Below are 24234 nucleotides of genomic sequence, written 5' to 3'. Positions count from 1 at the left end.
AATTATGGGTTACTCTAAGGCTTTATGGTATGTGTGCCGTCAAAAATTATCAAAAACTAAATTTTTACCCCAAGCTTTTTTCAATAAGCTCCGATATTTGCAAAATATCTCGATCGCTGTGTATGATTGTCAATAGGCAGACTTTCTTGAGAGGGTCACTATGGCACTTTACACCGCGTCCTCATTCAAATCCGAACTCAATGACAAAGGCTGGCGGATGACTCCCCAACGGGAAACCATCTTGCACGTGTTTCAGAACCTCCCCAAAGGCAACCACCTGAGCGCGGAGGATTTGTACACTTTGTTAAAAAATCGCGGTGAAAACATTAGCTTGTCCACCATTTACCGAACTTTAAAGTTAATGGCAAGGATGAGCTTGCTCCGCGAACTCGAACTAGCTGAAGGTCACAAACACTATGAAATAAACCAGCCTTACCCGCACCACCACCACCACCTAGTCTGCGTTCAGTGCAACAGAACGATCGAATTTAACAACGATTCGATTTTGAAAATTGGGATGAAACAAGCTGAAAAGTCTGGGTTGCACCTGCTAGACTGCCAGTTAACGATTCATACGGTGTGCCATGAAGCTTTGCGGATGGGATGGCCGTCTTTGGTTTCCAGCAATTGGTCTTGTCCGAGGTCGATCGCCCAGAATGGCAACAGTGCCCCTGATGCAATCGAGTGAGAATACACTATTTTCGCATTTCAAGTACGGCTGGTTAGAATTATTAACGAAACTCGGCGCAAGTGTGATTCGCAGTTACGCCGAAACCGGGTTTCTGAAGGAAAATATATCATTTCCAGAATGAGTCGGAAACCAGAAACCCGATGGCTTTGACGTAACACCCGCAAGTCCGCTGCTAAAAAGTTTGGCTCAACAAATCCTTGCTGCTCACCCCGTAACTGCGCTGAGCTCGATCGAGCGCGTCTTTCGTCGGAGCATCCAAAACTCCGGTGACGGAACCCGTGTAAAAGCCGAGGCCTTGCAGCCGCGTTTGTAATTGCTGAATGCTCGATCGAGAATTGACACTGCTGCTAATCGGCACAGCAGGAACAGTAACTCGCCCAGCTAACCCCTTTTGGATTGCGGCCAAAGTTGCCGGAGTTGCAATACCTGTCGCCGGTGACAAATTGTGTTCCTGTTGAAACGACAATACCGCCCACTCAGTCTCGGCTCCAAATACTCCATTCACCGGGCCAGGGTTTTTTCCCAGACTTCTGAGCGCAGACTGAAGCTGTCGGACACCAGGCCCAGTATCCCCCCGCCGCAAACCCGTTGCGACGGGCTGCTGTGGCTTTGCCGCCTGCCTGTTGCCTTGTCTCAAAGCCGATCGAGTGCTGCGATCTACTGTACCAGTCCCGGACAGCCCGCTATCTCTCTGAAATCCGATCAAAGCTTCTTGAGTTGGTCGATCGAACCAACCGTGAATCTGGCTCCTGTAATAACCCAATTGTTGCAGCCGCCGCTGCAACAATTCTACTTCTCGACCTGTGTCGCCCAAATCCAGAAAATCTCCAGCATTATTACTCTGATCGTCATTTTCTCCTGGATATAAAGTAATTTCAGCTTCCCTCATCTGGGCATCTATCGCCATCAAAGTAGCAGTGTCAGCGCAGCCGTCAGAAACCAGATTGAAATCTTGCTGAAAACGAGTCACAGCGTAGAGAGTGCGTTCGCGAAACTTGCCGTCAATGCCGCCCTCAAAATAGCCTAAAGCTTTTAACTGCCGCTGGATCAAGTCTACCGTCGCCCCTCTGTCGCCGAACCGCAGCCCCTTGCAACCGCCATTTTCCGAAATATCAGGAGGAGTAACGGGGGGAGTTGGCCTGGTGGAAGCAAACAGCAAGGCTAAAGTTTGCCTGTCAGCAACTCCAGTCACCCGCAGTCGATTAATGCGCTGGAAGTATCTCACCGCATTGAGAGTAATTTCGCGAAAACTCCCTGTGGGATGCGTGTTGAAGTAGCCTAGCTCTTTCAACCTGCGCTGGAGAGCGGTAACATCTGCACCCGAGTCTCCATAACGCAGCTCGTTATAGCTATAGTTTGTATAAGTTGTTTTAAAAGATCGATCGTCCTCGTCTAAACTGTTGAGCGCTATCACCGTAGATCGATCGGGCTTACCAGTCAGCGACAGTTGATAGTCTCGTTGAAAGTTAGTCAGAGCTTGTTTTGTTACCGGGCCGAGCTGACCAGTAGAAGATCTAGGAAAATAGCCAAGATCCCGCAATCTGTCTTGAACAGAGCGCAAATTGGGATTTCCTGGATCTATTTGAGCAAAAGCCGAACCGGCTGCATTCAAAACCGACAGCATCAAAGCCAGAGACAACAAACGGACATAAGTCTGAGTCGATAGGTTTTGCCACTTGGGCGTATCAAAAATTTTCGACTCTTGTGCGGGTGCTTCGCAAACAAGAGCAAGTTCGAGGTAGGCGAGGGATTCCATAAATTTTTAGTGTGAAATTGTGGCTGTGATGTACGAGCAAACTCAAGCTGAGCTTTGAGCGGCCCTGGAGCTATCAAGGCTAATGTTTACCTGTTTGCACGCAGCACCCGTTTCTGAAAAAGAATTTGCCTTCAAAAATAATTACAGGGAACAACCAAGATAGCATCGCTGTTTAGAGAGACGCGAGTGTCAGGAAAATAGTTTGCAGCCACATCTTAGCCTTGATGAGGGAAAAATGACCAGTTTTTGGGTATTATTGGCTAAAAATTAAAATTTGTATGAGAAAAAAATATGAGTTGTTGACGATCGATTAAAAAACCCCACCCTTGCTAGTTGCAAACAGGATGGGGATGTTATTCGTTAACTAATCTGTAAAAATCGGACATTCACTTAAATTAAGCCGAACCGATCGCAAATTAAAGCTACTCCCGCTGCAAAAACAGTAATTGCTAAGGCTACCAGAGGGTTTTGCCCTCTGCTGACTGCAAAAGAAGTGACCACCCCAGCTCCTAAAGCCGCAGTTACAGCAGCAGTCGCCAAATCTCGATCTGGACGTTTGTCGTACATATTTTTTATGGTTGATAGCTGTCAAGCTGAAAACTTAGATCTTGTTATCTAAGCTACCATTCTTGCCTCTACTGCGGTGACAAAAGCCTACGATTTGCAACTAAGCTTAAAATTTTGCTAAGTTTCTTAACATAACTCTCATTAATAACATAATTTCTACTTATAGCGGTTCTCAAGCGTGGTGAGGTATGCCCACGGAGCCCACGGAGCCCACGGAGCCCACGGAGCCCACGGAGCCCTATGCCGGATAGTACCTCATATGGGAGCTCGAAAGGCTATATGTTATTAATGAGTTTTTCTGTTGAGTTTTAGCTATTGAAACCTTTTCTCTGGTGAGCTTTATGGCAAATTGAGGAGTTTTTCGGGGCGATCGCACCCACAGTCTCAGCATCTCAGATTACAACCCTAAATACCCACGACTCGCACAAAAACCCAAGAAACCGGGTTTCTTGACGAAAAACCTACGCTTTCACCACCAACCCGCGACAAGAAACCCGGTTTCTGAGACTTGGTAATATCGCAAATAAATTTAACTTGACTTATTCCTATAAATATGTATCTCACTATTTGAGGCAAAAGACAGGAAAAAACCAGGCGTTGGTGAACAACCTGCTGCGATCGCTCCTATTCGCCTTCAACTTTTTCAGTATTGCCGCCCTTGACCCAACCTTCGCGATTGCCATCCTCAACTCGAATTCGCTGCCACTCTTTGTCCGGCGAATCTTCCAAAACCACAACTTTTTCCTTATAACCTACACCGCCAATGCGGTTTGAGTCTCGGTTGCCACTATCCCGAAGAATTAAGCCGATCGGCTGAGTTACCAGAGCTCGGTAAGCTCCCGGTTCCAGGGGTTTCTCAGACGCAGCATCGCCAGACGCAGCATCGCTAGACGTAGACACTGGGCTGGCCTTGGCTGTTGACTTCGCCCCAGCACCGGCAATCTGAGCTGCTGTTTTGTCGTTGGGAAAAACAGGTCTGTCGGGCACAGTAGTTAGCTTAGCGGCAAAGTAAAGTGCAGCCGCCACGCTAGCGCCTGCCATCAGCACGATCGCTAGCAGAAAACCCACTAAAAACTTGAAAACGCTATATATACTGTTCATAACAGTTGACAGTTGACAGTTGACAGTTGACAGTTGACAGTTGACAGTTGACAGTTGACAGTTGACAGTTGACAGTTGACAGTTGACAGTTGACAGCTTGCGAAAGAGAAGGGTTGACAGTTGACAGTTGACCGAAGGAACAAGGAAGAGCGAATGGGGAAATTTGGGTTCGATGGGATAGACGCTGGGAGGGAAATTTCAGCTTCGGGCGAAGGCCGAATGCTTGGGAGCATCTCAGTTTTACAAGAAGCATTTTTTATTGTAGTGCGAGCGTCCCCGCTCGCGTGCTTATAAACCCACGCGAGTTCTCGACAGCACTATAAATGCAAAACTAAGATGCTCCCGAATGCTTTCTGCACAATGTTTTCGATCGACTATCCTTGAATCCGGCGGCTCAAACTGCCGTATCTCGAAGCAAGGCGAGCTTTACCCGCCGCCGCCCAATCTTGCAAAAATTGGATTTGCTCGCTCGCTGTTCGGGCTAACGGCACCATCTGACTAGCTGATTCTAAAATATCATCTGTGGTAAAGTCTCGATTTTGGCTAAACCCAATGTGCATTGCTTCAATCAAAGTTTGCTCGATTTCGGCTCCTGAAAAATCTGGAGTTTCGTAAGCCAAGCGCTCTAGATCGTAGTTTTTGATGCTGTGCGATCGCAACCGCAACAAATGTACCTCAAAAATCGCCCGCCGTTCCTCCTGACTTGGCAAACCTACAAAAAATATTTCGTCAAACCTGCCTTTTCTCAGCATTTCCGGCGGTAAAGACTGGATGTTGTTCGCCGTGGCGACGACAAACACCGGTGAAGTTTTTTCGCCCAACCAAGTAATAAAAGTTCCGAACACGCGGCTGGTTGTCCCCGAATCGCCTTTACCATCCAATCCCGAAAAAGCTTTGTCAATCTCGTCAATCCACAGCACGCAAGGCGCCAAAGCTTCCGCTAGCTGAATCATTTGTCTGGTGCGCGATTCTGATTCCCCGACTAATCCGGCAAACAAGCGCCCGACATCCAACCGCAGCAAGGGCAAATGCCAGTGGTGAGCGATCGCCTTTGCAGTTAAGGATTTGCCGGTGCCTTGAATTCCGACTAATAACAAGCCTCTGGGATGCGGCAAACCGTATTGGCGGGCGCGATCGGAAAAAGCACCACCGCGCCGCAGCAGCCATTCTTTGAGATTGTCCAAACCGCCGATATCGGAGATGTTTTCGCGGGCTGGGTAAAAATCGAGAATTTGAGTTTGGCGGATGGTTTGGCGTTTTTCTTCTAAAATCAGTTCGGCATCGTCGGGATGCAGTTCGCCTCTGGTGGCGATCGCCTTTGCCAAAACTCGGCGGATTCGTTCGATCGACAATCCTTGACAGGAGCGCACCATTTCATCCAGGAAACGCCCTTCTATGCTTTGTCCGGTAGCACTTAACAGTCTTTCTACCTCAATTTTGATTTCCGCAGCCGCAGGCAGAGGAAACTCCAAAACAGTGATGACTTCGCTGAGGTCTTCCGGGATCGAAGTTATCGGAGATACGATGACTATATTTTTGGGTACAGATTTGAGGAGTCTCGCCAAATTTCGCAACTTCCGAGAAATCGAGACATCTTCTAAAAAGCGCTGAAAGTCTCGCAAAATAAAGATTGCTGGTGCGGATGCCGGCAATTTTTCCAGAAACTCTAAAGCTTGTAGCGGGTTGCGCTTGCCAAAACCCGCATCGTTGGGATTGCCTTGATAGCCATCTACAAAATCCCAGATGTAGACGGCGCGAGAACCCTGTTTTTTGGCGCATTGGGCGATCGCGACTTCGACGCGCTCTTCTTCCCGTGTGGGAATGTAGATTAGGGGGTAGCGCGATCGTAGCAGCAGTTCAAACTCGTCGCTAAAAATAGTCATTAGTTATTAGTCATTAGTTATTAGTTATTAGTTATTAGTCATTAGTTATTAGTTATTAGTCATTAGTTGTTAGCGGGTGTTTTTTTTCGTCGTTATTCCACACTTATTCGTGGTTAGCTACGAAAGCATTTCTTTCCGAGAGTAAAAAGAGTTTTTGTTAGAGTGCGAATTCTTCAAGATCGCAGCAAAGCTTATATACATCTAGCAAATGTCCCGATCGCGGACAGTAAAAGCAAAACTGAAATGCTCCCTTAGCTATTGACTATTGACTGCTGACTAATGACTAATGACTAATGACTAATGACTAATGACTAATGACTCTGGACTGCTGACTCTTGACTAAGGCAATTGCCGTTTAAGTGCCGCCAGAGACGCCCAGCGACTGTCAGAGACTGTTTCTGAACTTTCTGTCTCTTCTGCATCATCCTCATTTAAATCTATTCCCGGACATTCAACATCGCATAGCTGTTTGTGCGGCAGTTCCAAGCACATTTGTTGGTACACCCAATCACTCGGAGAGAAATAGCCTGTGGGAGATAAATTTTCCACTAAATCTTCTAAATCCACTTCAAATTCTCCTGAACTTGCATCAGGATCGCTCACTTTTTCTTCGAGCCAAATTATTTCCGATGATTGGATTTTTAAACGGTGATTGTATTGTTTTAGGCATCTATGACAGCTAAGAGTCACAATTGTTTCAGCTTTCGCCTTCACATCAAGAAAATTACCTTTGTGAGTAACTTGCAGCCGCCCCCGCACGGGAGTCAGAGTTGCTAAATCGGGGATAATTTCTTCAAAATCAATGACCTCTTTCCGCTCGGTTTTTGCGAGTAGGTGAGGGATATAAATTGTCTCCATAATCATCTTTCGCCGTTTTATTATCCTCGTCTCAAGTCACAAGCCAGTCGATTTTAGATTTTAGATTTTAGATTTTAGATTTATTTCACAGATGAATCTGGGAGCTTAAACACGATTCTAAAATTTTCGGATATCTACTTTTGGCATCGGGGCTTGTACTTGTTTTTGGGCGGGTAAAAAGTTAAAAGTCAAAAGGAATAGCTCTTTTTTGGCTTTTTCCTTTTTCCTTTTTTCTTTTTTCCTTGTTACCGTCAGCGCAGTCGCACTACCAAACGCCGATCGGCATCTTGTCCTTGACTGTAAGTTTCTATATCCTCACATTCGCTCAAAAAACTGTGTACTTGACGGCGTTCTGCCGAAGACAGCGATTTGAGTTCAACTTCCCCTCCAGTCGATCGCGCTTGATCTGCTGCGTACTCTGCCATCGATCGCAATTCTGCTTGTCGCCGGATGCGATAGCCGTTCAGTTCGACTGTATAAGCAATGGGTTCATCTGATTCGTGAGCGATGTTCGCAACTGTGTTGCAGAGGTACTGAATCGCATCTAGTACATTACCGTCTGGGCCGATTAAGATAGCAACTTGTTCGGGTGTCAGATTGCTTTCATCTATTGTCATCCAATAGCAATCATCTTGCTGTTGGCTTACCACTGTTGAGGGAATTGCGGACAGTTTTAGCAATTCTTCTAACCATTGCTGTCCGCGCTGCATTTCTGATTCTTTCATTTTAACAATCAAGCCTTTTTCTTAGAACGGCCCGGCTCAAAGGGAAGTGCATCTAATCCCTGTTCTTTTTTTGTTTTCGCTTCTGCTTCGTCCACGATTTTTTGGAGATTTTCGGGCAGCGGTTCTCTAGACAAAATAAACGATTGAACTGTTTGGAAGATGTTAGCAATCAGCATATACATCAACACGCCGGCGGGCAGCGGGAAGAACAAAAACATCCCCGAAAATATCACTGGCGTCAGTTTGTTGACTGTAGCCTGTTGGGGATTGTCGTTTGGCCCTTGTGCTTGTCCCGAAAGAGTTTGGTTGATATACAAACTGATACCGAAGCCGAGGATCATCACCAAAATATCCCAGTGGATTGTGCCGTCTGGGTCGATCGCGCCCACGCGGCCTAGAGCTTCGATAAACAGGAATCCTTTGTTGGTAGCCAATCCGGGGATTGTGCCTTGAACTGTGGCTTCACCGGTCGCTAAAGCCACGATGTTGCCCTGTTCGTCTACCTTGACGAATTCTTCGCCTTTGATGACTTTCCAACTGGGAACAAAGTCAATTTCGCTCTTATTTTCTGCCGCTAGAGCTTGGAGAGGTTTACCGTCTGGGGTCTTAAATTCAACCTTGGTTGTATCGCCGACTCCGAGTTTGTCACCTGCTGGAATCACGCCCACAACTGGAGCGTGAAATGTACCCGTCACGTAAATATTTTGTGGTGGCGTAGCAAAGGCTTGCGGTTGAACAGTTTCGATTTGTTCTTTCGGCAAAACTTGGACGTTGACGCTGTAATTTACGTCAGAAAAAGGCGAACCCCTCAGCGTTGCAAACAGTGCAAACAGCACCGGCATTTGCAGCACCAACGGGAAGCATCCTGCTAGAGGATTGCCAAATTCTTTGTATACTTTGCTCATTTCCTCCTGCTGTTTGGCAGGATTTTCTTTATACAGTTTTTGAATTTGATCTACTCGCTCTTTCATCAACGGCTGCGCTACTTTCATGCGCCGCATATTGCGAAGAGAGCCTGCATTTAGAGGATAGAGAGCAAAGCGAATCACGAGCGTCAGAGCTACGATCGCTAAACCGTAGCTTGGCACGATCCCGTAGAAAAAATCTAGGATCGGCAGCATTAGGTTGTTGGAGAGAAACGAGATACCAAAATCCATTCGCTTTGAGTTAATTTAGGTGCTCTTAGTTTACTGTTGAGAACTATTTTTACCCGCTGAATGCGGGCCGTCTCAACTTTTAGGCTTTTGTCTCTATCTTAGGACATTGCCTGTCGATCGACCGCCCGCTACCAGATTTTTGTAATGACTAAAGCCAATACTCGCGCTGACTTCACCCAAAAAACGCACGCAAACGCCCGACAATCGTCATAAATATCCCCAAATTTTAGACTAAGAGTTCAACCTGGCAGATTCATCTGTGGAGTAAATCTCAAATCAAAAAATGGAAAATCGACAGATTTCGCCTTCAAATCAGGGTAAAAGCCTTTCGGTTATTTAGCTTTTGCTGCTGCGTTGGCTTTTTGAGCTGCTGCGGGCAGTTTTTCGTTAATGTAGTCATAGACTGCTCGAAATTTCGGAATCGATCGCAGTTCCAAGCGGCTGCCATTTTTCATGGTCAGCACCATGTCTCCGTAAGTCCCGAAACCCCGAGGTACTGTGACAATTTTGACTATATCTGAGTAGATAACGTCGATGCGATCGCCCCCCATCCAACCGCTAGTTACGGACACTCGGCGGTTGGTGATCCGGTAGCGCAGCCACAGAGCCCGAACAATTGCTCCTACTGCGAGGGGGATTCCCACGACAGTCAGCCCCAGGAGTAAGTTGATAATCAAGTCTCCCAGCGCGGGGCCGCCTTCATAATATACTTCCTCTCGAATTCCCATCTAGTACCTCGGCTTCTACCAACAACTGCTCTAATTCTTGCAGAATTTCTGCATAATTGCACTCTTGTGCGATCGGACGCACCACAATTACTAAATCCCATCCGAATTTTAATCGGGGCAATAGCTGTCGCAAAGCGGCGCGAATCTGGCGCTTGATCCGGTTGCGGACTACAGCGCGCTTGCTGACTTTCAAGCTGATAGAAATGCCTGTGCGACTCGGTTGCAAGGATTTATCGGCTGTGGGTTTGCCAATCTCGACGCTTTTGGGTTTGCGTAGAGCTCTTAAGCTGAAATGAGCGGAGTTGCGGCGGATTCCCTTGCGGTAAACGGCGCTGAAGTCTTTTCGGTGCTTGAGTCGGTTTGTCAGGGGCAACATGGTGGCTGCGTGCGATCGGGCTCATTCTTGGGCCGTGCTAGACTGCGAGGCGGTGACGACCTTTGCTGCGGCGTGCTTTGATTACCAATCGACCAGTTGCGGTACGCATTCTGGCGCGAAAACCGGATGTTCTTTTTCTTTTGCGGCTGGTTCCGTGCAGGGTTTGCTGTGTCATTTCGATTTCTCCCGTCTTGTTACTTTACTTTTGATTAATATTCACAATCTTCTAGTATACCATAGAGTGGTTTTCTTGGCAATAATATTTTTCCGAGTTGATATGTATTGAGAGTTGAGTTAAGTTGCGATCGCAGCCTTGAATGATTGGTCAAGGCTATAATCCCGACTTATTTAAAAAATGTGGTTTATGAACGGCTGACATCTCTTGAAAGCATTGCCAAAAGAATTTGATGTTTGAAAAACAATGGGTTAAAATGCCAAATATTATAACCAACCGGAAAAAACAGATGGATGCCACAGTATTAAATCCTAATCCGAATCCTAATGAAAAAGTGACTATTGTCCGCACAGAAAGGGGGCTTACGATCGCGGGAACACGCATAACTCTTTATGATGTAATAGATCATCTCAAAGCCCACTATCCCCCTAAATTCATTCGCGATGTATTTAACCTTACGGATGAGCAGTTGGGCGCTGCCATTTCCTACATTGAGGCGCACCAGACAGATGTAGAAGCTGAGTATCAAGAAGTTTTGAAATCAGCCGAAGAAACTCGCCAGTATTGGGAAGAACGCAACCGCGAACGCTTTGCTCGCATAGCTGCAACTCCCCCTCGCTCTGAATATGAAGCTGCGCGAGTCAAACTTCAGCAACGCAAAGTGCAGCGGGAAGCAACAAAGCAATGATGATTCTGGCTGACTACAATTTGAATCGGCAAGCTCTCTTGCTTTCTGGAAGTCTGGTGGCAGGAGGGTGGTTAGATATTGCTCCCATTCGGTTAGTGACATTTCAAGATATTGGCTTAGCGTCTAATAGCGACGATCGAGTTGTTTGGCGATTGGCTCAATCTAATCAGATGCTTTTATTGACAGCAAACCGTAATGCAAAGGGTGAAGATTCTCTGGAACAGGTGATGCGGGAAGAAAATGAGCCAACTTCATTTCCCATTATCACGATTGGCGATCCGGATCGGGTTAACGAATATGATTATCGAGAGCGTTGTGTTGAAAAGCTTGTAGAAATAGCGATCGATATCCAAGACTATATGGGAGCAGGTAGGTTATTTATTCCGTAAACAAATATATCAATACTTCGGACAGTTTTTCTATGGCCCAATGACTTATCCTCTATGACTTTGAGCCACTGTGGATAATTAAATCAAAGTCATGTCCACCCCTGACTTGCATTTAATTCGACTTTTTCATGATCCTTAGCCTGTAAAGCTTGTAGTATCGTTCCAAGAACTGTCCGGAGTATTGGTGTACCAATCTGTTGTTGAATCGAACAGTGTTCCTTACCCGAAATACAGAGGATTTCAGGTAAGTGAACCATGTTGATTTAGGCGATCGCAAAAAAGCCAGTTTCCTAACTTAGATATTGCAACTCATATCGTCAGATAATTGACTGAAACGAGCATTTTCCCGATAGTCTACCGGGCAGTCAATCACGCAGGGAACATCTTGAGCCAGCGCTTCCTTCAGGATAGGAATAAAATCGGTGGCGGATTCCACGCGATAGCCTTTTAAACCCATACTTTCGGCATATTTTACAAAATCGGGATTGCCAAATTTGACGAAATGTGAATGACCAAAGTGATCTTCCTGCTTCCATTCAATTAACCCGTAGCCGCCGTCATTAAAGATGAGAGTGACAAAATTAGTACCGACGCGCAACGCAGTTTCTAACTCTTGAGAGTTCATCATAAAACCGCCGTCGCCGGTGGCTGCTACTACTTTGCGATCGGGATAAACGAGTTTTGCCGCCACCGCACCGGGAATCGCAATCCCCATCGCAGCAAATCCGTTGGAGATTAAACAGGTATTCGGGCGATCGCAATGATAGTGCCGCGCGATCCACATTTTGTGAGCCCCCACATCAGATATGAGAATATCTTCCGGGCCCAGCACTTGCCGCAAATCGTAAATCAGTTTTTGTGGCTTGATCGGGAAACCATCATCCTTAGCATATTGTTCGTACCCAGCGCGAATATCTGCCCGCAATTGCTTAGCAAAAGGATCAGTCTTCTCCATGCGATCGGCACGCTGCAAAATTTCATTGAGCGAATCCGAAATATCCCCCACAACTTCTACAACAGGAATATAACTGCTATCAACTTCTGCTGGCAGAGCTCCTACGTGAATAATCGGAATTTTGCCGTCAGGATTCCACTTTTTCGGGGAATATTCAATTAAATCGTAGCCAACAGCAATCACTAAATCCGTTTCTTCAAAAGCACAGCTAATGTAATCCCGTTTTTGCAATCCCGTCGTCCAAAGTGCCAAAGGATGAGTGTAAGGAATTACGCCTTTGCCCATAAAAGTATTAGCGACGGGAATATTTAATCGAGTCGCAAATTCTGTCAAAGCATCGCTAGCATTAGCCCGAATCGTGCCATTTCCTACTAAAAGCAAAGGACTTTTCGCCTTGGAAATTGCCACAGCAGCTTTATTCAGACTTTGGTAAGCACCAAAAGTTTTTTCGCGGTTATCTTTAGTGAGCGGCTCTCCTTCGACAGGCATTGCTGCGATGTTTTCGGGCAAGTCAATGTGAACTGCTCCCGGTTTTTCACTCTGAGCTACTTTAAAGGCTTTGCGGACAATTTCTGATGTCGTACTGGGGCGGACAATTTGAGCATTCCACTTAGTAACCGGAGCAAACATAGCCACCAAGTCCAAATATTGGTGCGATTCTATGTGCATTCTATCCGTGCCGACTTGTCCGGTAATTGCTACTAGAGGAGCGCCGTCTAAATTCGCATCAGCAACACCTGTAATTAAGTTAGTTGCGCCGGGGCCCAAGGTGGACAAGCAAACGCCTGCTTTGCCGGTAAGGCGGCCGTAAACGTCTGCCATGAAAGCGGCGCCTTGTTCGTGGCGAGTAGTAATAAATTTAATTGAAGAGTGTCTTAGGGCTTCTAAAACTTCTAAATTTTCTTCTCCGGGAAGTCCGAAGACGTATTCTACGCCTTCGTTTTCTAAACATTTGACCAAGAGTTGAGCTGTGTTCATTTCCGTTTTTTCCTCGGTTACTCAGGATTTGTTGTTCTCAAACAATTTACAAGGTTGGGATTTATTGTACAACTTTTGAGGCTGACAAAGTTTTTAGCCGCCCTCAGTCAACTTCTTGCAAAAATCTAATGTTGAATTTTTAACCGCAGATCAACGCGAATTAACGCAGATGGATTGAGGTTTTTGCAAGAAGCCGATCGAGCTTTACTTATTTTACCCACACTGTTTTAATGTTGACAAATTCGTGAATTCCTTGGATGCTCAATTCGCGTCCGTAACCGGAGCGTTTGATGCCGCCAAAGGGCAATCTGGGGTCGGATTTTACTAAGCCGTTGATGAATACGGCGCCTGCTTCTAGTTCGGAAATAAATCGATCGCCTTCTGAGCTTACTGTAGTCCAAGCTGTCGCGGCTAAGCCAAAAGATGTATTGTTGGCTAGTTCGATCGCCTCATCGATGTCTGCAACTCGAAATACTAAGGCTACGGGCCCGAAAAATTCTTGTTGGCGCGCCGCAGCATCCAGGGGAATATCTGTCAAAATAGTTGGCAAGTAGAAATTGCCGGCTTTCTCTGACAGTGCGCGGCCGCCTGTCAAAAGTTTTGCTCCTGACTGAATGCAAGCTTGCACTTGATTGTCCAATTCTTTAAGAATTGTCGGAGTAGCTAAAGGGCCGATATCGGTTTCTGGCAACATCGGATCGCCTACTTTCAATTCCTCGAATTTTTTGACAAATCCTTTGATGAATTCATCGGCGATTTCTTCTACTAAAATAAAGCGTTTAGCAGCTACGCAAGTTTGGCCGTTATTTAGCATCCGCGATGTTACAGCAGTTGATAAAGCTGCTGGTAAATCGGCGCTGGACATCACAATAAATGGGTCGCTTCCTCCCAATTCCAACACTACTTTTTTCAAATTTTTGCCCGCATTTGCTGCTAAACTTTCGCCGGCTGGTTCGCTACCGGTGAGAGTTGCTGCTTTGACGCGATCGTCCGCAACGATTTTAGCTACTTTGTCGGCGCCCACTAGCAAAGTTTGAAAAACTCCTTCGGGAAACCCTGCTTCGGCGAAAATCTCTTGAATTTTTAGAGCGCACTGAGGCACGTTGGAAGCGTGTTTGAGCAAGCCGACGTTGCCCGCCATCAGCGCCGGCGCCGCAAACCGAAAAACTTGCCAAAATGGGAAATTCCAGGGCATGACGGCTAAAATAGCGCCCAGCGGTTGGTAGCGGACAAAGCTGCTGCTAGCGTCGGTGGTTGCGGGTACGTCTGCCATAAATTGAGCGGCATTTTTGGCGTAAAAGCGGCAAACTAAGGCGCATTTTTCTACTTCGCCGATCGCCGATTTAAGCGTTTTGCCCATTTCCAACGTCATCATTTGGGCGAAAATTTCGCGATCGCGCTCCAAGATATCCGCAGCTTTCTGCATCCAGATTGCTCGCTGCTCAAACGGCTGGTGGCGGTACTTGTTAAAAGCTTGCTGTGCTAATGCCAGCTTAGCTTCTATGGCCTCATCTGCGATCGGCTCGAAAGTTTTCAGCGTTTCTCCCGTTGCCGGGTTGATAGTAGAAATACCCATTGTTCTATCTCCGTTTCAAAATATACAAAACTCCCTTATAGTTTTGAAGCTAGTTCGGGAGTTGTATTGATGTATTACAAAATTTGGATTTACCAGCCATACTTTTAGATATTGCTAATTTGCAAGTGCCGGGATTTGTTTAAATCTCTCTGTTTTTAATTATAGTGCAAAGTATTAATTGCAAATCTTAAGAAATTTTGTTTTTAAAGTTTATGTTGGCGATCGAAGTGGCAAATGCTTCCCAGGCAGAGCCTCTTGGGTGCATCTGGTTTTTGAAGCCTGAAGAAGCATGACCGCATATAAGTTATTAGTTATCATCTTATGTTGACTACGGTCATGCTTCGCCCCTACGGATATATTTGCCTTGCGCCAGATGCACCCGAGCCTCTTAACCCATATTCAGAGGCTCTACCTCGGCTGGGAGAATCGACAATGGAGGCAGAGCCTCCGCATCTCCGTTACCAGGCAGAGCCTGATAACGAGTAACTACACGCTCCTAAACAGACTTTTCCTCGATGTAATTCTGCACGTAAGACTGATAGTAATACCTGCTGCCCTTATCGTTATTAGCCACCATTCCCAACAGCGGAATCCCCGCCATTTTCAAATCTTCAAAAGCCAACAACAGCGCCTCCCGCTCAGTTTGATGCAGCCCCACCACCAGCATCAATCCGTTAGTATGAGCCGCCAACAAATTCGCATCTGCCAAACCCAAAAGCGGCGGAGTATCGTAAATAACTAAGTCAAAATGACTTGCCAAAGCTGCCATTAAATGCTGCATTTTTCGGGAAGACAGCACCTTTGTGGGATCGGGAGGCACTGGCCCGGATGTTAACACAAATAGGTTTTCATCGCGGGGCGATCGCAAAATCACCTCTTCGACATCCACATCCTCGGCAATTACATTGTGCAAGCCTTGCCAATTCGGCAAACCCAGCATTTCGTGCACCTGCGGCCTCCGCAAATCCGCATCCACCAACAGCACTTGCTGGCCCATTGCCGCCGCCGCCCGCGCCAGATTTACCGCCACCGTAGACTTACCGTCAGCTACTTGACAAGACGTAATTACGCAAGAAGCGATCGGACTATTAACATTTAACAACCGAATATTAGCATTGAGCGATCGAAAAGCCTCTTGAAAAGCATCCGTCGGCACCGGCGAACTTCCCACATCAATCGTAGTTCCCTCAGCAGGTGGCAGTCTCAAAATTTTATCGCTAGCAGGAATTACCCCCAACAAAGGCAACCGAATCGAATGTTTGACATCCTCAGGAGAATTGAACACAGTTTTATTATTAAACCGTTCCGCCAACTGCGCCGCCAGCATCCCAAACAACAAACCAGCCAATCCCCCCAAAGCCAAATTCAAAGGCATAATCGGAGCAACAGCCATCAACTCGCCATTTTTGTAGCGCGGAATTTCCGGCTTAGCAATAACTTCCCAAGCCACCTCTTTTTTACCCACAGCTTCAAGCTGCAAAGCTTGCTGTTTTGCCAGCAAACCATTCAGCGTATTGTTAGTCAACTCCGCCTCCCGTTGCAAATCCGAATAGCGCCGAAAAATTACCGGGAATCCTTGAGAATATTGATTCAACTGCTTAGCAGCCTGTTCCAAAACTTGATTCCGCACGCCCAAAATCTGAATTAAATTAGCAGTACCGATAAACTGTTCGATTAACTTAATCCGCACCGGATCTTGAAAAGCCAGCACTTGCGAATTCACCTTAGCCAAATCAGTTCCCAGAACCTGTTGGGCTTCTTTCTTCAGCAAAGGAATCAGATTTTTGCGCTGTTCTCGCAACAACTGCATTTGCGGAGTTTGGTCTGTATATGTCGCCGAATTAATCGCAATTTGTCCTTCCAATTGCTGCAATTGAGTTAGCATTCCTTGATAGCGGGGAGCTTGACTCAGCGCCGAAGCCATCAGCGCTTGTTGCTGGTTTAATCCGAGCTGATTTTGCAGGTTAATATAGAGCAATCTTTGCTGGTTAAGCTGCGTTTGCGCGTCCAATCTTTGCGTTTGAAGTTGGCTGATTTGCTGCGCGAGTTGTTGGGTTTGAATTTGCGGATCAATGAAATTGTACTGCTGCCGCAACTTTTGAATTTCTGTTTGCAGAGCTTGTTGGCGCTTTTGCTGGTTGGGAATTTTGGATTTCACAAAATCCAAACTCTGGCTAATTTGAGTTTTGGTATCTTGCACGCTGTAGTTGCGGTAGCCTAGGGCAACTTTTTCCAAAACAAACTGAATTTTTTTCGGATCGAAATCCCGATATCTAACTTCGATAATTTTGGTATTTTTGAAGCGATTGATTGACAGCCTAGTTCCCTGAGAATATGGCAGATTATCTGCTTTTTCGTTCAAAAGATAGTTGTAATTTATTTCTGGATACTTCGCTCGCAACTGTTTGATAATTGGCGACATTACTTGCGGGCTTTGCAAAACTTGAATTTGCGATTCGTAGTCAAAACCTGGATTTTCTGGCGTCGCGGGACTCGCTGGTTGTAGTTTCAGCTCCCCGGAGTAGACTTTTGCTAAAGTGTTTTGCGTAACAGGGGTTTCTACTAATAATTGAAAGCGTCCTTCATACTCGCTTTTTTGAGTTAGAGTCCAGGCAAAAACTCCGGTTGTCACCGCCGCTGCTACGCCGATAACTAAGAACGAACGACTGCGGCAAACTTCCCAAAAACTTAACGGTTCTTCTGTATTTTCCCTGCCGAAAAACTGCTCTTCATCATAAAGTACGGAAGATAACTTTTGCTGTCCAAGGATTTTTTTATTGTGATTAAACAGTGCTATTGAAGATTTTTTACCTGGTTTCATTTGATTGCTACAACTTATTAGTTTAAACGTCTGTACGGCTGGCGCAGTTTCATCAACCCGGTTTCTGACTAGATATCTCGTTACCAAACTAAATTTTTTGTAGAAACTAGGTTGATGAGGCCTTAACGCTAGTCTATTCAAAGGTATCCGTAGGGGCGAAGCATGACCGCAGAAAATAGGAGATTATAACTAATAACTTATATGCGGTCATGCTTCGCCCTCTTCAAAAACCAGATGCACCCTATTGAAATCATCGAAAAATATTGAACAACCGGAAAATTCCCAACAGTGGACTGAAAGGAGCGAGAGTGCCACCTACATTATCCGAGAACGCAGCGCGACCCGATCGCCTTACCATAATTACATCATTATTTTGCAGTTTGGGATTACTTTCCTCATTGGCGGTTGCAGAAAAATTCACCTTAACACTTAGTCGCGAAACAGTGCCATTAGGATTGAGGCGAATTAAATCCACCGAATCCATTTCTGCCCGCGATTTATTAAAACCTCCCGCTGCTACCAGCGCTTGATTTAAAGTAGTGTTGGGCTGCAATGCAAAAGACCCCGGTTTGACGATTTCTCCCACCAGACTAACCTTAATCGAATCCGGTGAAAAATTAGAAGTAGCCACTTGTGCGCCTTCGAGTGCATTGAGATTTTCGGCTTTGGGCACGATTACCGTATCTCCCTGTTGCAGTGTTAAATCTTGGGATACATCTCCTGCTTCCAAAAGTTGCCACAAATTCACATTAATAATTTGTTCGGTGCCCGCCCGCGTCAGGCGGCGAACTTGTATTTGTCTGATATCAGCTACCGGCGTAATGCCGCCCGCCATTTTAATAGCCCTAGTTACAGTTTGCTGCAAAACATTTTCCCCTCCACCGGGAGTTTCCTTAGCAGCAAACAAACCAGAATCTGCACCCGATTCATTCTCTTGTAACCTACTTTGAAGCTCTTTTGCCAGAGTATAAGTACCGGGTCGAGTTACTTCGCCCACTACAGCAATATTAATTGGTTGAGTGCTTTGCCCGGTAATGTTAGCTACTGCTAAAGTCGGTGCTTCTTGGCGGTTGAGGCTAGTTACAGTGGGAATAAATATTGTGTCGCCGTCGCGCAAAGTCATATCGGCGCGCAAATCGCCGTTTTGCAATAATTCCCACAAATCCACACTAATAATTTGTTCCGCTGCGTTGCGCTGGGGGCGGCGGATTTTGATTTGCCGCACGTCTGCTGACTGGGTAATTCCGCCCGCGAGTCGCAGCGCCCGCGATATTGTGGGCATTTGAGTGCCTATTTGCTCTGAGGTGCCTCCAGGGCCTGCTGCTGAAGATATTGTATAGGCTCCGGGGCGGTTGATTTCGCCTGCGATCGCAATTTGCAAAGGACGCGCAGCCAGCAGTTTCAGCGTAATCCAAGGACGTTTGAGGTATTTGCCGTATCGATCCTTGACAGCATTAGAAGCTTGTTGTAAGGTCATTCCAGCCACTGATAGGCTGCCAATTAAGGGCAAACTCAGGGAACCGTCAGCCTGTACTTGGTGTTGACCGTTGGGGCCGCTGTATTCTGGGACGTTGAAAATGTCCATTTGAATGCGATCGCCCGCGCCCAAAGTGTAAACTTCCGATCGTACACTCGAAGGTGCACTGGCTGGAACTGACGGAAATCCCGGCGCTGCCGGTACCGGTACGCGAATCGGAGAACCCGAACCCGAAGCAGGAGGAGGAGGAAGAGGAGAAAAAGAAGGAAGAGGAGGATAAGAAGGGGAAGGAGGAGGAGAAGGAGGAGAAGGAGGAGGAGGAGGCAAAAACTGGGCCACCGCGGCAGATGAACCCACAGTCGCCGCCAGCACTGACACTGTTAAACTTTGGAAAATTAAATTTTTGACTGCATTACTTACGCCATAAACCTGTTTGCAGATTGTGCTGAAAACCTCTCCCTCAGACCCTTTCCTGCAAAGATAAGGGAGAAAATCTCCCCTTTTCCTTTTTGCCAAGACAACCGCAGGGTGAGGTTTTTTCTCAAGTTGCGCGCCGCGCGAAGAACTGTTCACCACCATCGCTTTTTGCCCCTATCCTCTTCCTACCCCGCCAACATTAAATGTAACCCAACTGTTCCAACTTGCTCAGAACTTTTTTGACACTATCTTCCAAACTTTCCTCGTCTGTGCAACAAACAATCTCGGGATTGAGGGGTGCTTCATAAGCATCGTCAATGCCCGTAAAACCCTTAATCTCTCCTGCTCTGACCTTAGCGTACAGCCCTTTGACATCTCGAACTTCGCACACTTCTAACGGCGCTTTGACATACACCTCAACAAAATTTGGCTCCATTGCTCTAATTTCGTCGCGAATAGCTCTGTAGGGGCTAATAGCTGCCGTGATTGCCACAACTCCATTGCGGCTGAGTAGGTTTGCGACAAATCCAATCCGCCGAATATTAGTATCTCGGTCTTCTTTGCTAAATCCCAAGCCTTTTGACAAGTTGGTGCGAACGACATCTCCATCCAATATTTCAACTTTGCAGCCTCGGGTCTTCAATTCTGGTTCGAGAGCTTTGCTGATAGTTGTCTTGCCAGAACCGCTGAGTCCGGTAAACCACAAAATAAAACCTTTTTCCATTTTCAACCATTAATAAGTAACTGGGAAATTATAGAATGTAAAATTTTCTATATCTATTCTCCCTTTTCTATCTTATCGTGGTTTGCGGTGTCATCTTGATAAGATTTGCCTGCGAAAAATGAGGACTCAAAATTTGCGAGTTCTGCGGTCATCTCACCACACAAATGCGCGGCAGTCACATAATTTACGATATATTCTTTGTAAAGACTTAACAAATTCAATTCAAAGTCGCGATCGATCGCAAACCTCGAAGATCTAACAGTATATTTACGGCATTGAACACTTAAAATTATTATAAACATCGAGCATATATCCGTAGATTAACGGTACTCAACATTTAATATTATCACAAGTGTTTAAAATATATCCGTATATTCACGGCACGAATTGCTGGTAATTATCACAAGTGTTTAACATATATCCGTATATTCACGGCACGGCTCGCCTACATAAGCCTTGAACAATCCCAAATCTCCAATCTCCAATCCTATTGCCTATGTTTCCCGTCTTAAAAGCAGATGTTTTAGTAGTTGGTGGCGGCACCGGCGGCACTTCAGCAGCAGTCCAAGCAGCCCGCCGAGGTGCCAAAACTATTTTAGTCAGCGAATTCCCCTGGCTGGGAGGAATGCTGACTTCGGCCGGCGTTTGTGCTCCCGACGGCAACGAATTAGCAGCATTTCAGACTGGTTTGTGGGGCGCGTTTCTCCGGGAACTCCAGCAGCGACAACCGGGAGGTTTGGATTGGGGCTGGGTCAGTTTTTTTACTTACGATCCCCGCATCGGTGCTGAAATTTTTGCTGATTGGGTTAAGTCTTTGCCGAACTTGCAGTGGATTTCTGGACAAACAGCTCAAGATGTGATTTTTGAAGACAACAGAATTTCTGGGGTGAGATTTGCAGATTTTACGGTTTCTGCCAAAATCACTTTGGATGCAACGGAATTGGGAGATTTGCTGGCTTTAGCTGATGTTGGACATCGCTGGGGTTGGGAATTTCAAGCTGAGTGGGGAGAACCTAGCGCGCCGATCGCATCTAACGATCTCACACAAAGGTATTCGGTGCAAGCTCCAACTTGGGTGGCCATCATGCAGGATTTTGGGGAAGGTGCGGTGGCGCCAGAAATTCCCGCGCCACCTGTTGACAATCCCGATCGATTTTTCGATGCTTGGAAAGATTACACTCCCGAACAATTTCTCAATTACGGCCGACTTCCTGGGGGATTGTTGATGATTAATTGGCCGATTTGTGGTAATGATTATGGTGAAAAGGTCGATCGACTAATTGAATCTCAAGCATCCCGACAACAATTCCTCCAAGAAAGTCTCTGGCACAGCCAAAGTTTCGCCCGCTTCATTCAAACCCAACTCGGCCCCCGCTACGGTTTAGCACAAAATATTTTCCCCATTTCCAATATCGAAAATCAATCAAATTCTTCCCTACTGTCTTCCTTCGCCTTGCACCCCTACTACCGAGAAAGCCGCCGTTTGCGAGGGATAAGTACAGTCAAAGAACAAGATATTTTGCCGGTTGTCGGGGGTAGAGTCGCGAAATTGCCGATCGATTCTGAGGGAATTTGCGAGACAATTGCGATCGGCAACTATGCCAACGACCATCATTACACCAGCGGCGACATTCCCTTGCAGCCCAAATCCATCCGCTGGGGCGGCCGCTGGACTGGCACTCCCTTCACAATTCCCTACAGTGCGCTAATTCCTGCGAGTACAGATGGATTGCTAGTTTGCGAAAAAAATATTTCCGTCTCTCACATCGCCAACGGTGCAACTCGCTTGCAGCCTTTGGTGATGAATATCGGACAGGCGGCGGGGATGGCGGCGGCTTTGTGTGCGGAAGTTGGATGTCAGCCCCGCGACTTAGCTGTCAGAGTTTTGCAAGAAGCTTTGCTGCAAGATTCCGAGGCGAGGGCGGCAGTTGTTCCTTTATTTAATTTGACACGAGATCGATCGGACTGGCTACATTGGCAGCGCTATTATCTCGATCGACCTCAAGCATATCCCGCCAGCGGCGAATGTCCTGTGTCAGTCAAAAGCGATCGAGAAACCGGGTTTCTCAACGAAATTTCTGTATTAGAACCCATAACTTTGAAAGTTGAACCCGGTTTCTACGTAAATCCGCGTAGTAAAACAGCAAATACCGAGAGTCAATTTTCGGGCATTTTCCGCCGTCTGGGCGCACAAGACTGGACACTGACGCTGACAAGTCCCCCATCCTTAGCCGATCGAACTTGGCAACTCGTGACTTTGGACTGGGAAACCGACAGATTTCTACAGAGTTGCGAAACCGAAAAGCCTCTGACGGTATGGGGCAGGCTGAATTTTGCTGGTGCTTGGCTCCTAGCGGGTGCAGTAACATCGAAGAGGTGAGGTTTTTTGCAAAGTTCCGAAAATTGCCAGAAATTTATCCTGATGGATGGGGGGAAGTCTGTATCAGGTTATAGACACTGACACGGAAACTACCCATGCACACCTACACTGCAATTGCTTTACTGAGCCTGTTGGGCATTACCTTGAGTGCCAGCGCCGCTCGATATTTTGAACGCCTAGTGGAACTGCTCGTAATTGCCACTGCTGATTATATGTTCTTGGCGTCCACTCAATCACAAAAAGGCGATCGTTCTCCAGAAAGAGGCAGCGGACGCAGAGAGTTTGCTCAGCACGATCTTTACACACATTACATACTAGCTTAATGGCATAGGACGAAAGAAAGTTCTGCAAATGAGTGGGTTTCTGCCGCCCGTGTCGATCTGATTTTCTGGGATTCTAGTTGGTCACGTTCGTTTGGCAACTGCACTTCTTGTTGACAGTCATTAGGATATTTTTGCGTGTTAAAAATAATAGCAGATCGAGCTGCAACCGCCATCTATTGAGGGATTTACTCTTTCAATATTTGGCGGTTTTGTATGTTCCAGGCTGGAGAGACTTTTGGGAGCATCTCAATGAATGCAAAAAAGCAATTTCTTTACAGTGCGAGCGTCCCCGCTCGCGATTATAGATCGCGAGCGGGGACGCTCGCACTATAAAATCAAAACATCAAAACTGAGATGCTCCCAGACTTTTTACCTGTCAATTCAGGTAACTAAAATTTATTTTGGGTGAGACAATTTAAAAAATTGAGGACTTACGTATTAAGACCAAAGAAATCGGTTTTTTTACCTCATCTGTGGAGTACAACGCAAGATTTTCGTAAAAAACTGCTGGTTAAGCGGAGTCGAAACCCGGTTTCTGCTCGCCCCTGCGTCCAGGACTAAAATCAAATAATTCTCCCATCATGTTTTTTTGGGTAGTCTGGCAAATTCAAGGAAATCAATCCTGATTAGCAAGGGAAAAGTCCGTATCTGTAACTAGACACTGACACGGATACTACCCATGCACACCTACACTGCAATTGCTTTACTCAGCCTGTTGGGCCTTAGCTTGAGTGCTACCGCCGCTCTAAGCATAGAATCCCCAGTCCCACAGCTAAAAACTTCTACCGCTCAATATATGTTATCAGCGCAAACTCAACAAAGAGGAGATCGCGCTCCCCGCAGAGGCACCGGACGGTATGATTTGATGCAGGTCAACACTGACACTCAGGCACTATAATAATTTCGATCGCATTGCCAGAAAGCTAGTTCCGCAACTGACTTGTTTCTGGTTTCGAGGCTGGTTTCGAGGTCGCCCGTGTCGATCGATCGCATTTTCTGGGATTTATAGTTTGTCAGGTTCGTCAGGCCACTGCACTTTTTATTGATACTCCCTAGAAGATTTTTTTTGTAACAAATGTCACAATATAAACTGGAGCTGCCATCTACGTAGAGATATATTCTCGTAGGTGGCGGTTTTGTATTGAAAATGCTCTTTCTCTTTTTCCCATTCTCCCCCTCTCTGAGTCGCCTCAAATTCTTCCGATCGCAATAGTTCTTTACGTTTTCCCCCCACAGGTGGGGTTTAATTTTTAACCGCTGCACTATAATTGACGTGCGATAACTAACTTAATATATAGCTACACCCTGAGTGCAGAGGGTGCAGCTCTCGACTTAAATTCGCCAATAAGAACCACTTATTCGGTGTCGATCGCCTTTAAGCTAAGGCCCGAGTGACCTCAGGAAAATTAACCGGCCTGAATCTTAGGGTAGCTGCCAAGCTTTCCGGCGACTGTCGGCTATGCTTGATTCGGCGGTCTCGCAATATTTT

General features: G+C 46.3%; 19 protein-coding genes and 1 pseudogene. 5 read left to right on the top strand and 15 right to left on the bottom strand.

Features of this window, described 5'->3' with window-relative positions:
* Positions 1–160 precede the first annotated feature (160 nt).
* The gene (locus JGK22_RS22265; RefSeq protein WP_293147815.1) at positions 161–688 is read left to right on the top strand and encodes a transcriptional repressor; all 528 of its coding nucleotides are present in this window, start codon (positions 161–163) and stop codon (positions 686–688) included.
* Positions 689–863: 175 nt separating this feature from the next.
* On the opposite strand, the gene JGK22_RS22260 is transcribed toward JGK22_RS22265, so the two are convergent.
* The 10 genes from JGK22_RS22260 to rpmH form a co-directional block, all read right to left on the bottom strand.
* Positions 864–2447: a peptidoglycan-binding protein gene (locus JGK22_RS22260; RefSeq protein WP_293313692.1), complete on the bottom strand. Its 1584-nt coding sequence runs from the start codon at positions 2445–2447 to the stop codon at positions 864–866.
* Positions 2448–2837: 390 nt separating this feature from the next.
* Positions 2838–3014: a hypothetical protein gene (locus JGK22_RS22255; protein WP_194010918.1), complete on the bottom strand. Its 177-nt coding sequence runs from the start codon at positions 3012–3014 to the stop codon at positions 2838–2840.
* Positions 3015–3638: 624 nt separating this feature from the next.
* Positions 3639–4115: an SH3 domain-containing protein gene (locus tag JGK22_RS22250; protein ID WP_293181953.1), complete on the bottom strand. Its 477-nt coding sequence runs from the start codon at positions 4113–4115 to the stop codon at positions 3639–3641.
* 374 nt (positions 4116–4489) lie between these two features.
* Positions 4490–5998, bottom strand: a complete 1509-nt coding sequence (locus JGK22_RS22245) for an AAA family ATPase (RefSeq protein WP_293181951.1) — start codon at positions 5996–5998, stop codon at positions 4490–4492.
* Positions 5999–6337: 339 nt separating this feature from the next.
* Positions 6338–6856: a YceD family protein gene (locus JGK22_RS22240; RefSeq protein ID WP_293181949.1), complete on the bottom strand. Its 519-nt coding sequence runs from the start codon at positions 6854–6856 to the stop codon at positions 6338–6340.
* A 251-nt stretch (positions 6857–7107) separates the two neighbouring features.
* Positions 7108–7581, bottom strand: coding sequence for a R3H domain-containing nucleic acid-binding protein (locus JGK22_RS22235; protein ID WP_293181947.1), 474 nt, complete (start codon positions 7579–7581; stop codon positions 7108–7110).
* Positions 7582–7589: 8 nt separating this feature from the next.
* The gene (yidC, locus tag JGK22_RS22230; protein WP_293181945.1) at positions 7590–8738 is read right to left on the bottom strand and encodes a membrane protein insertase YidC; all 1149 of its coding nucleotides are present in this window, start codon (positions 8736–8738) and stop codon (positions 7590–7592) included.
* 332 nt (positions 8739–9070) lie between these two features.
* On the bottom strand, positions 9071–9466 hold the full coding sequence (locus JGK22_RS22225) for a PH domain-containing protein (RefSeq protein WP_293147797.1): 396 nt from the start codon (positions 9464–9466) through the stop codon (positions 9071–9073).
* Entirely contained in the window at positions 9438–9842 is a 405-nt protein-coding gene (gene rnpA, locus JGK22_RS22220) for a ribonuclease P protein component (protein ID WP_293181943.1), read from the bottom strand. The genes JGK22_RS22225 and rnpA overlap by 29 nt, the downstream gene beginning before the upstream one ends.
* Positions 9843–9879: 37 nt before the next feature.
* On the bottom strand, positions 9880–10017 hold the full coding sequence (gene rpmH / locus JGK22_RS22215) for a 50S ribosomal protein L34 (protein WP_006632320.1): 138 nt from the start codon (positions 10015–10017) through the stop codon (positions 9880–9882).
* 256 nt (positions 10018–10273) lie between these two features.
* On the opposite strand from rpmH, the gene JGK22_RS22210 reads away from it, so the two are divergent.
* Together JGK22_RS22210 and JGK22_RS22205 are read left to right on the top strand one after the other, a co-directional pair.
* Entirely contained in the window at positions 10274–10705 is a 432-nt protein-coding gene (locus tag JGK22_RS22210) for a DUF433 domain-containing protein (RefSeq protein ID WP_325315363.1), read from the top strand.
* Positions 10702–11094 carry an ACP S-malonyltransferase gene (locus JGK22_RS22205; RefSeq protein WP_293191699.1) on the top strand — a complete coding sequence of 131 codons (393 nt, stop codon included), beginning with the start codon at positions 10702–10704 and terminating at the stop codon, positions 11092–11094. Before JGK22_RS22210 ends, JGK22_RS22205 begins: the two co-directional genes overlap by 4 nt.
* Before the next feature lie 295 nt (positions 11095–11389).
* Here JGK22_RS22205 and JGK22_RS22200 read toward each other — a convergent pair.
* From JGK22_RS22200 to cysC, 5 genes and pseudogenes are all read right to left on the bottom strand, one after another.
* Positions 11390–13030 (bottom strand): annotated as a pseudogene (locus JGK22_RS22200) (acetolactate synthase large subunit); the annotation flags it as partial.
* Between the two features lie 205 nt (positions 13031–13235).
* The gene (locus JGK22_RS22195; RefSeq protein WP_293313689.1) at positions 13236–14603 is read right to left on the bottom strand and encodes an NAD-dependent succinate-semialdehyde dehydrogenase; all 1368 of its coding nucleotides are present in this window, start codon (positions 14601–14603) and stop codon (positions 13236–13238) included.
* Positions 14604–15099: 496 nt separating this feature from the next.
* Positions 15100–17424, bottom strand: a complete 2325-nt coding sequence (locus tag JGK22_RS22190) for a tyrosine-protein kinase domain-containing protein (protein ID WP_293181934.1) — start codon at positions 17422–17424, stop codon at positions 15100–15102.
* Between the two features lie 250 nt (positions 17425–17674).
* A complete protein-coding gene (locus JGK22_RS22185; protein ID WP_293313686.1) occupies positions 17675–19480 on the bottom strand; it encodes an SLBB domain-containing protein in 1806 nt (601 codons plus the stop codon).
* 37 nt (positions 19481–19517) lie between these two features.
* Positions 19518–20042, bottom strand: a complete 525-nt coding sequence (gene cysC, locus JGK22_RS22180) for an adenylyl-sulfate kinase (protein ID WP_293218534.1) — start codon at positions 20040–20042, stop codon at positions 19518–19520.
* A gap of 496 nt (positions 20043–20538) precedes the next feature.
* Between cysC and JGK22_RS22175 the strand changes: the two genes are divergently transcribed.
* A complete protein-coding gene (locus JGK22_RS22175) occupies positions 20539–22422 on the top strand; it encodes an FAD-dependent oxidoreductase (RefSeq protein WP_293313683.1) in 1884 nt (627 codons plus the stop codon).
* A 95-nt stretch (positions 22423–22517) separates the two neighbouring features.
* Positions 22518–22745, top strand: a complete 228-nt coding sequence (locus JGK22_RS22170) for a hypothetical protein (RefSeq protein ID WP_293181926.1) — start codon at positions 22518–22520, stop codon at positions 22743–22745.
* Positions 22746–24234 lie beyond the last annotated feature (1489 nt).

Origin of the sequence: Microcoleus sp. PH2017_08_TRC_O_A (assembly GCF_020738665.1) — a bacterium.
In the GTDB taxonomy this organism is placed as follows: domain Bacteria; phylum Cyanobacteriota; class Cyanobacteriia; order Cyanobacteriales; family Microcoleaceae; genus Microcoleus.
The sequence above is the reverse complement of the archived record's forward strand: the minus strand, read 5'-3'. Positions and strand labels throughout refer to the sequence as shown.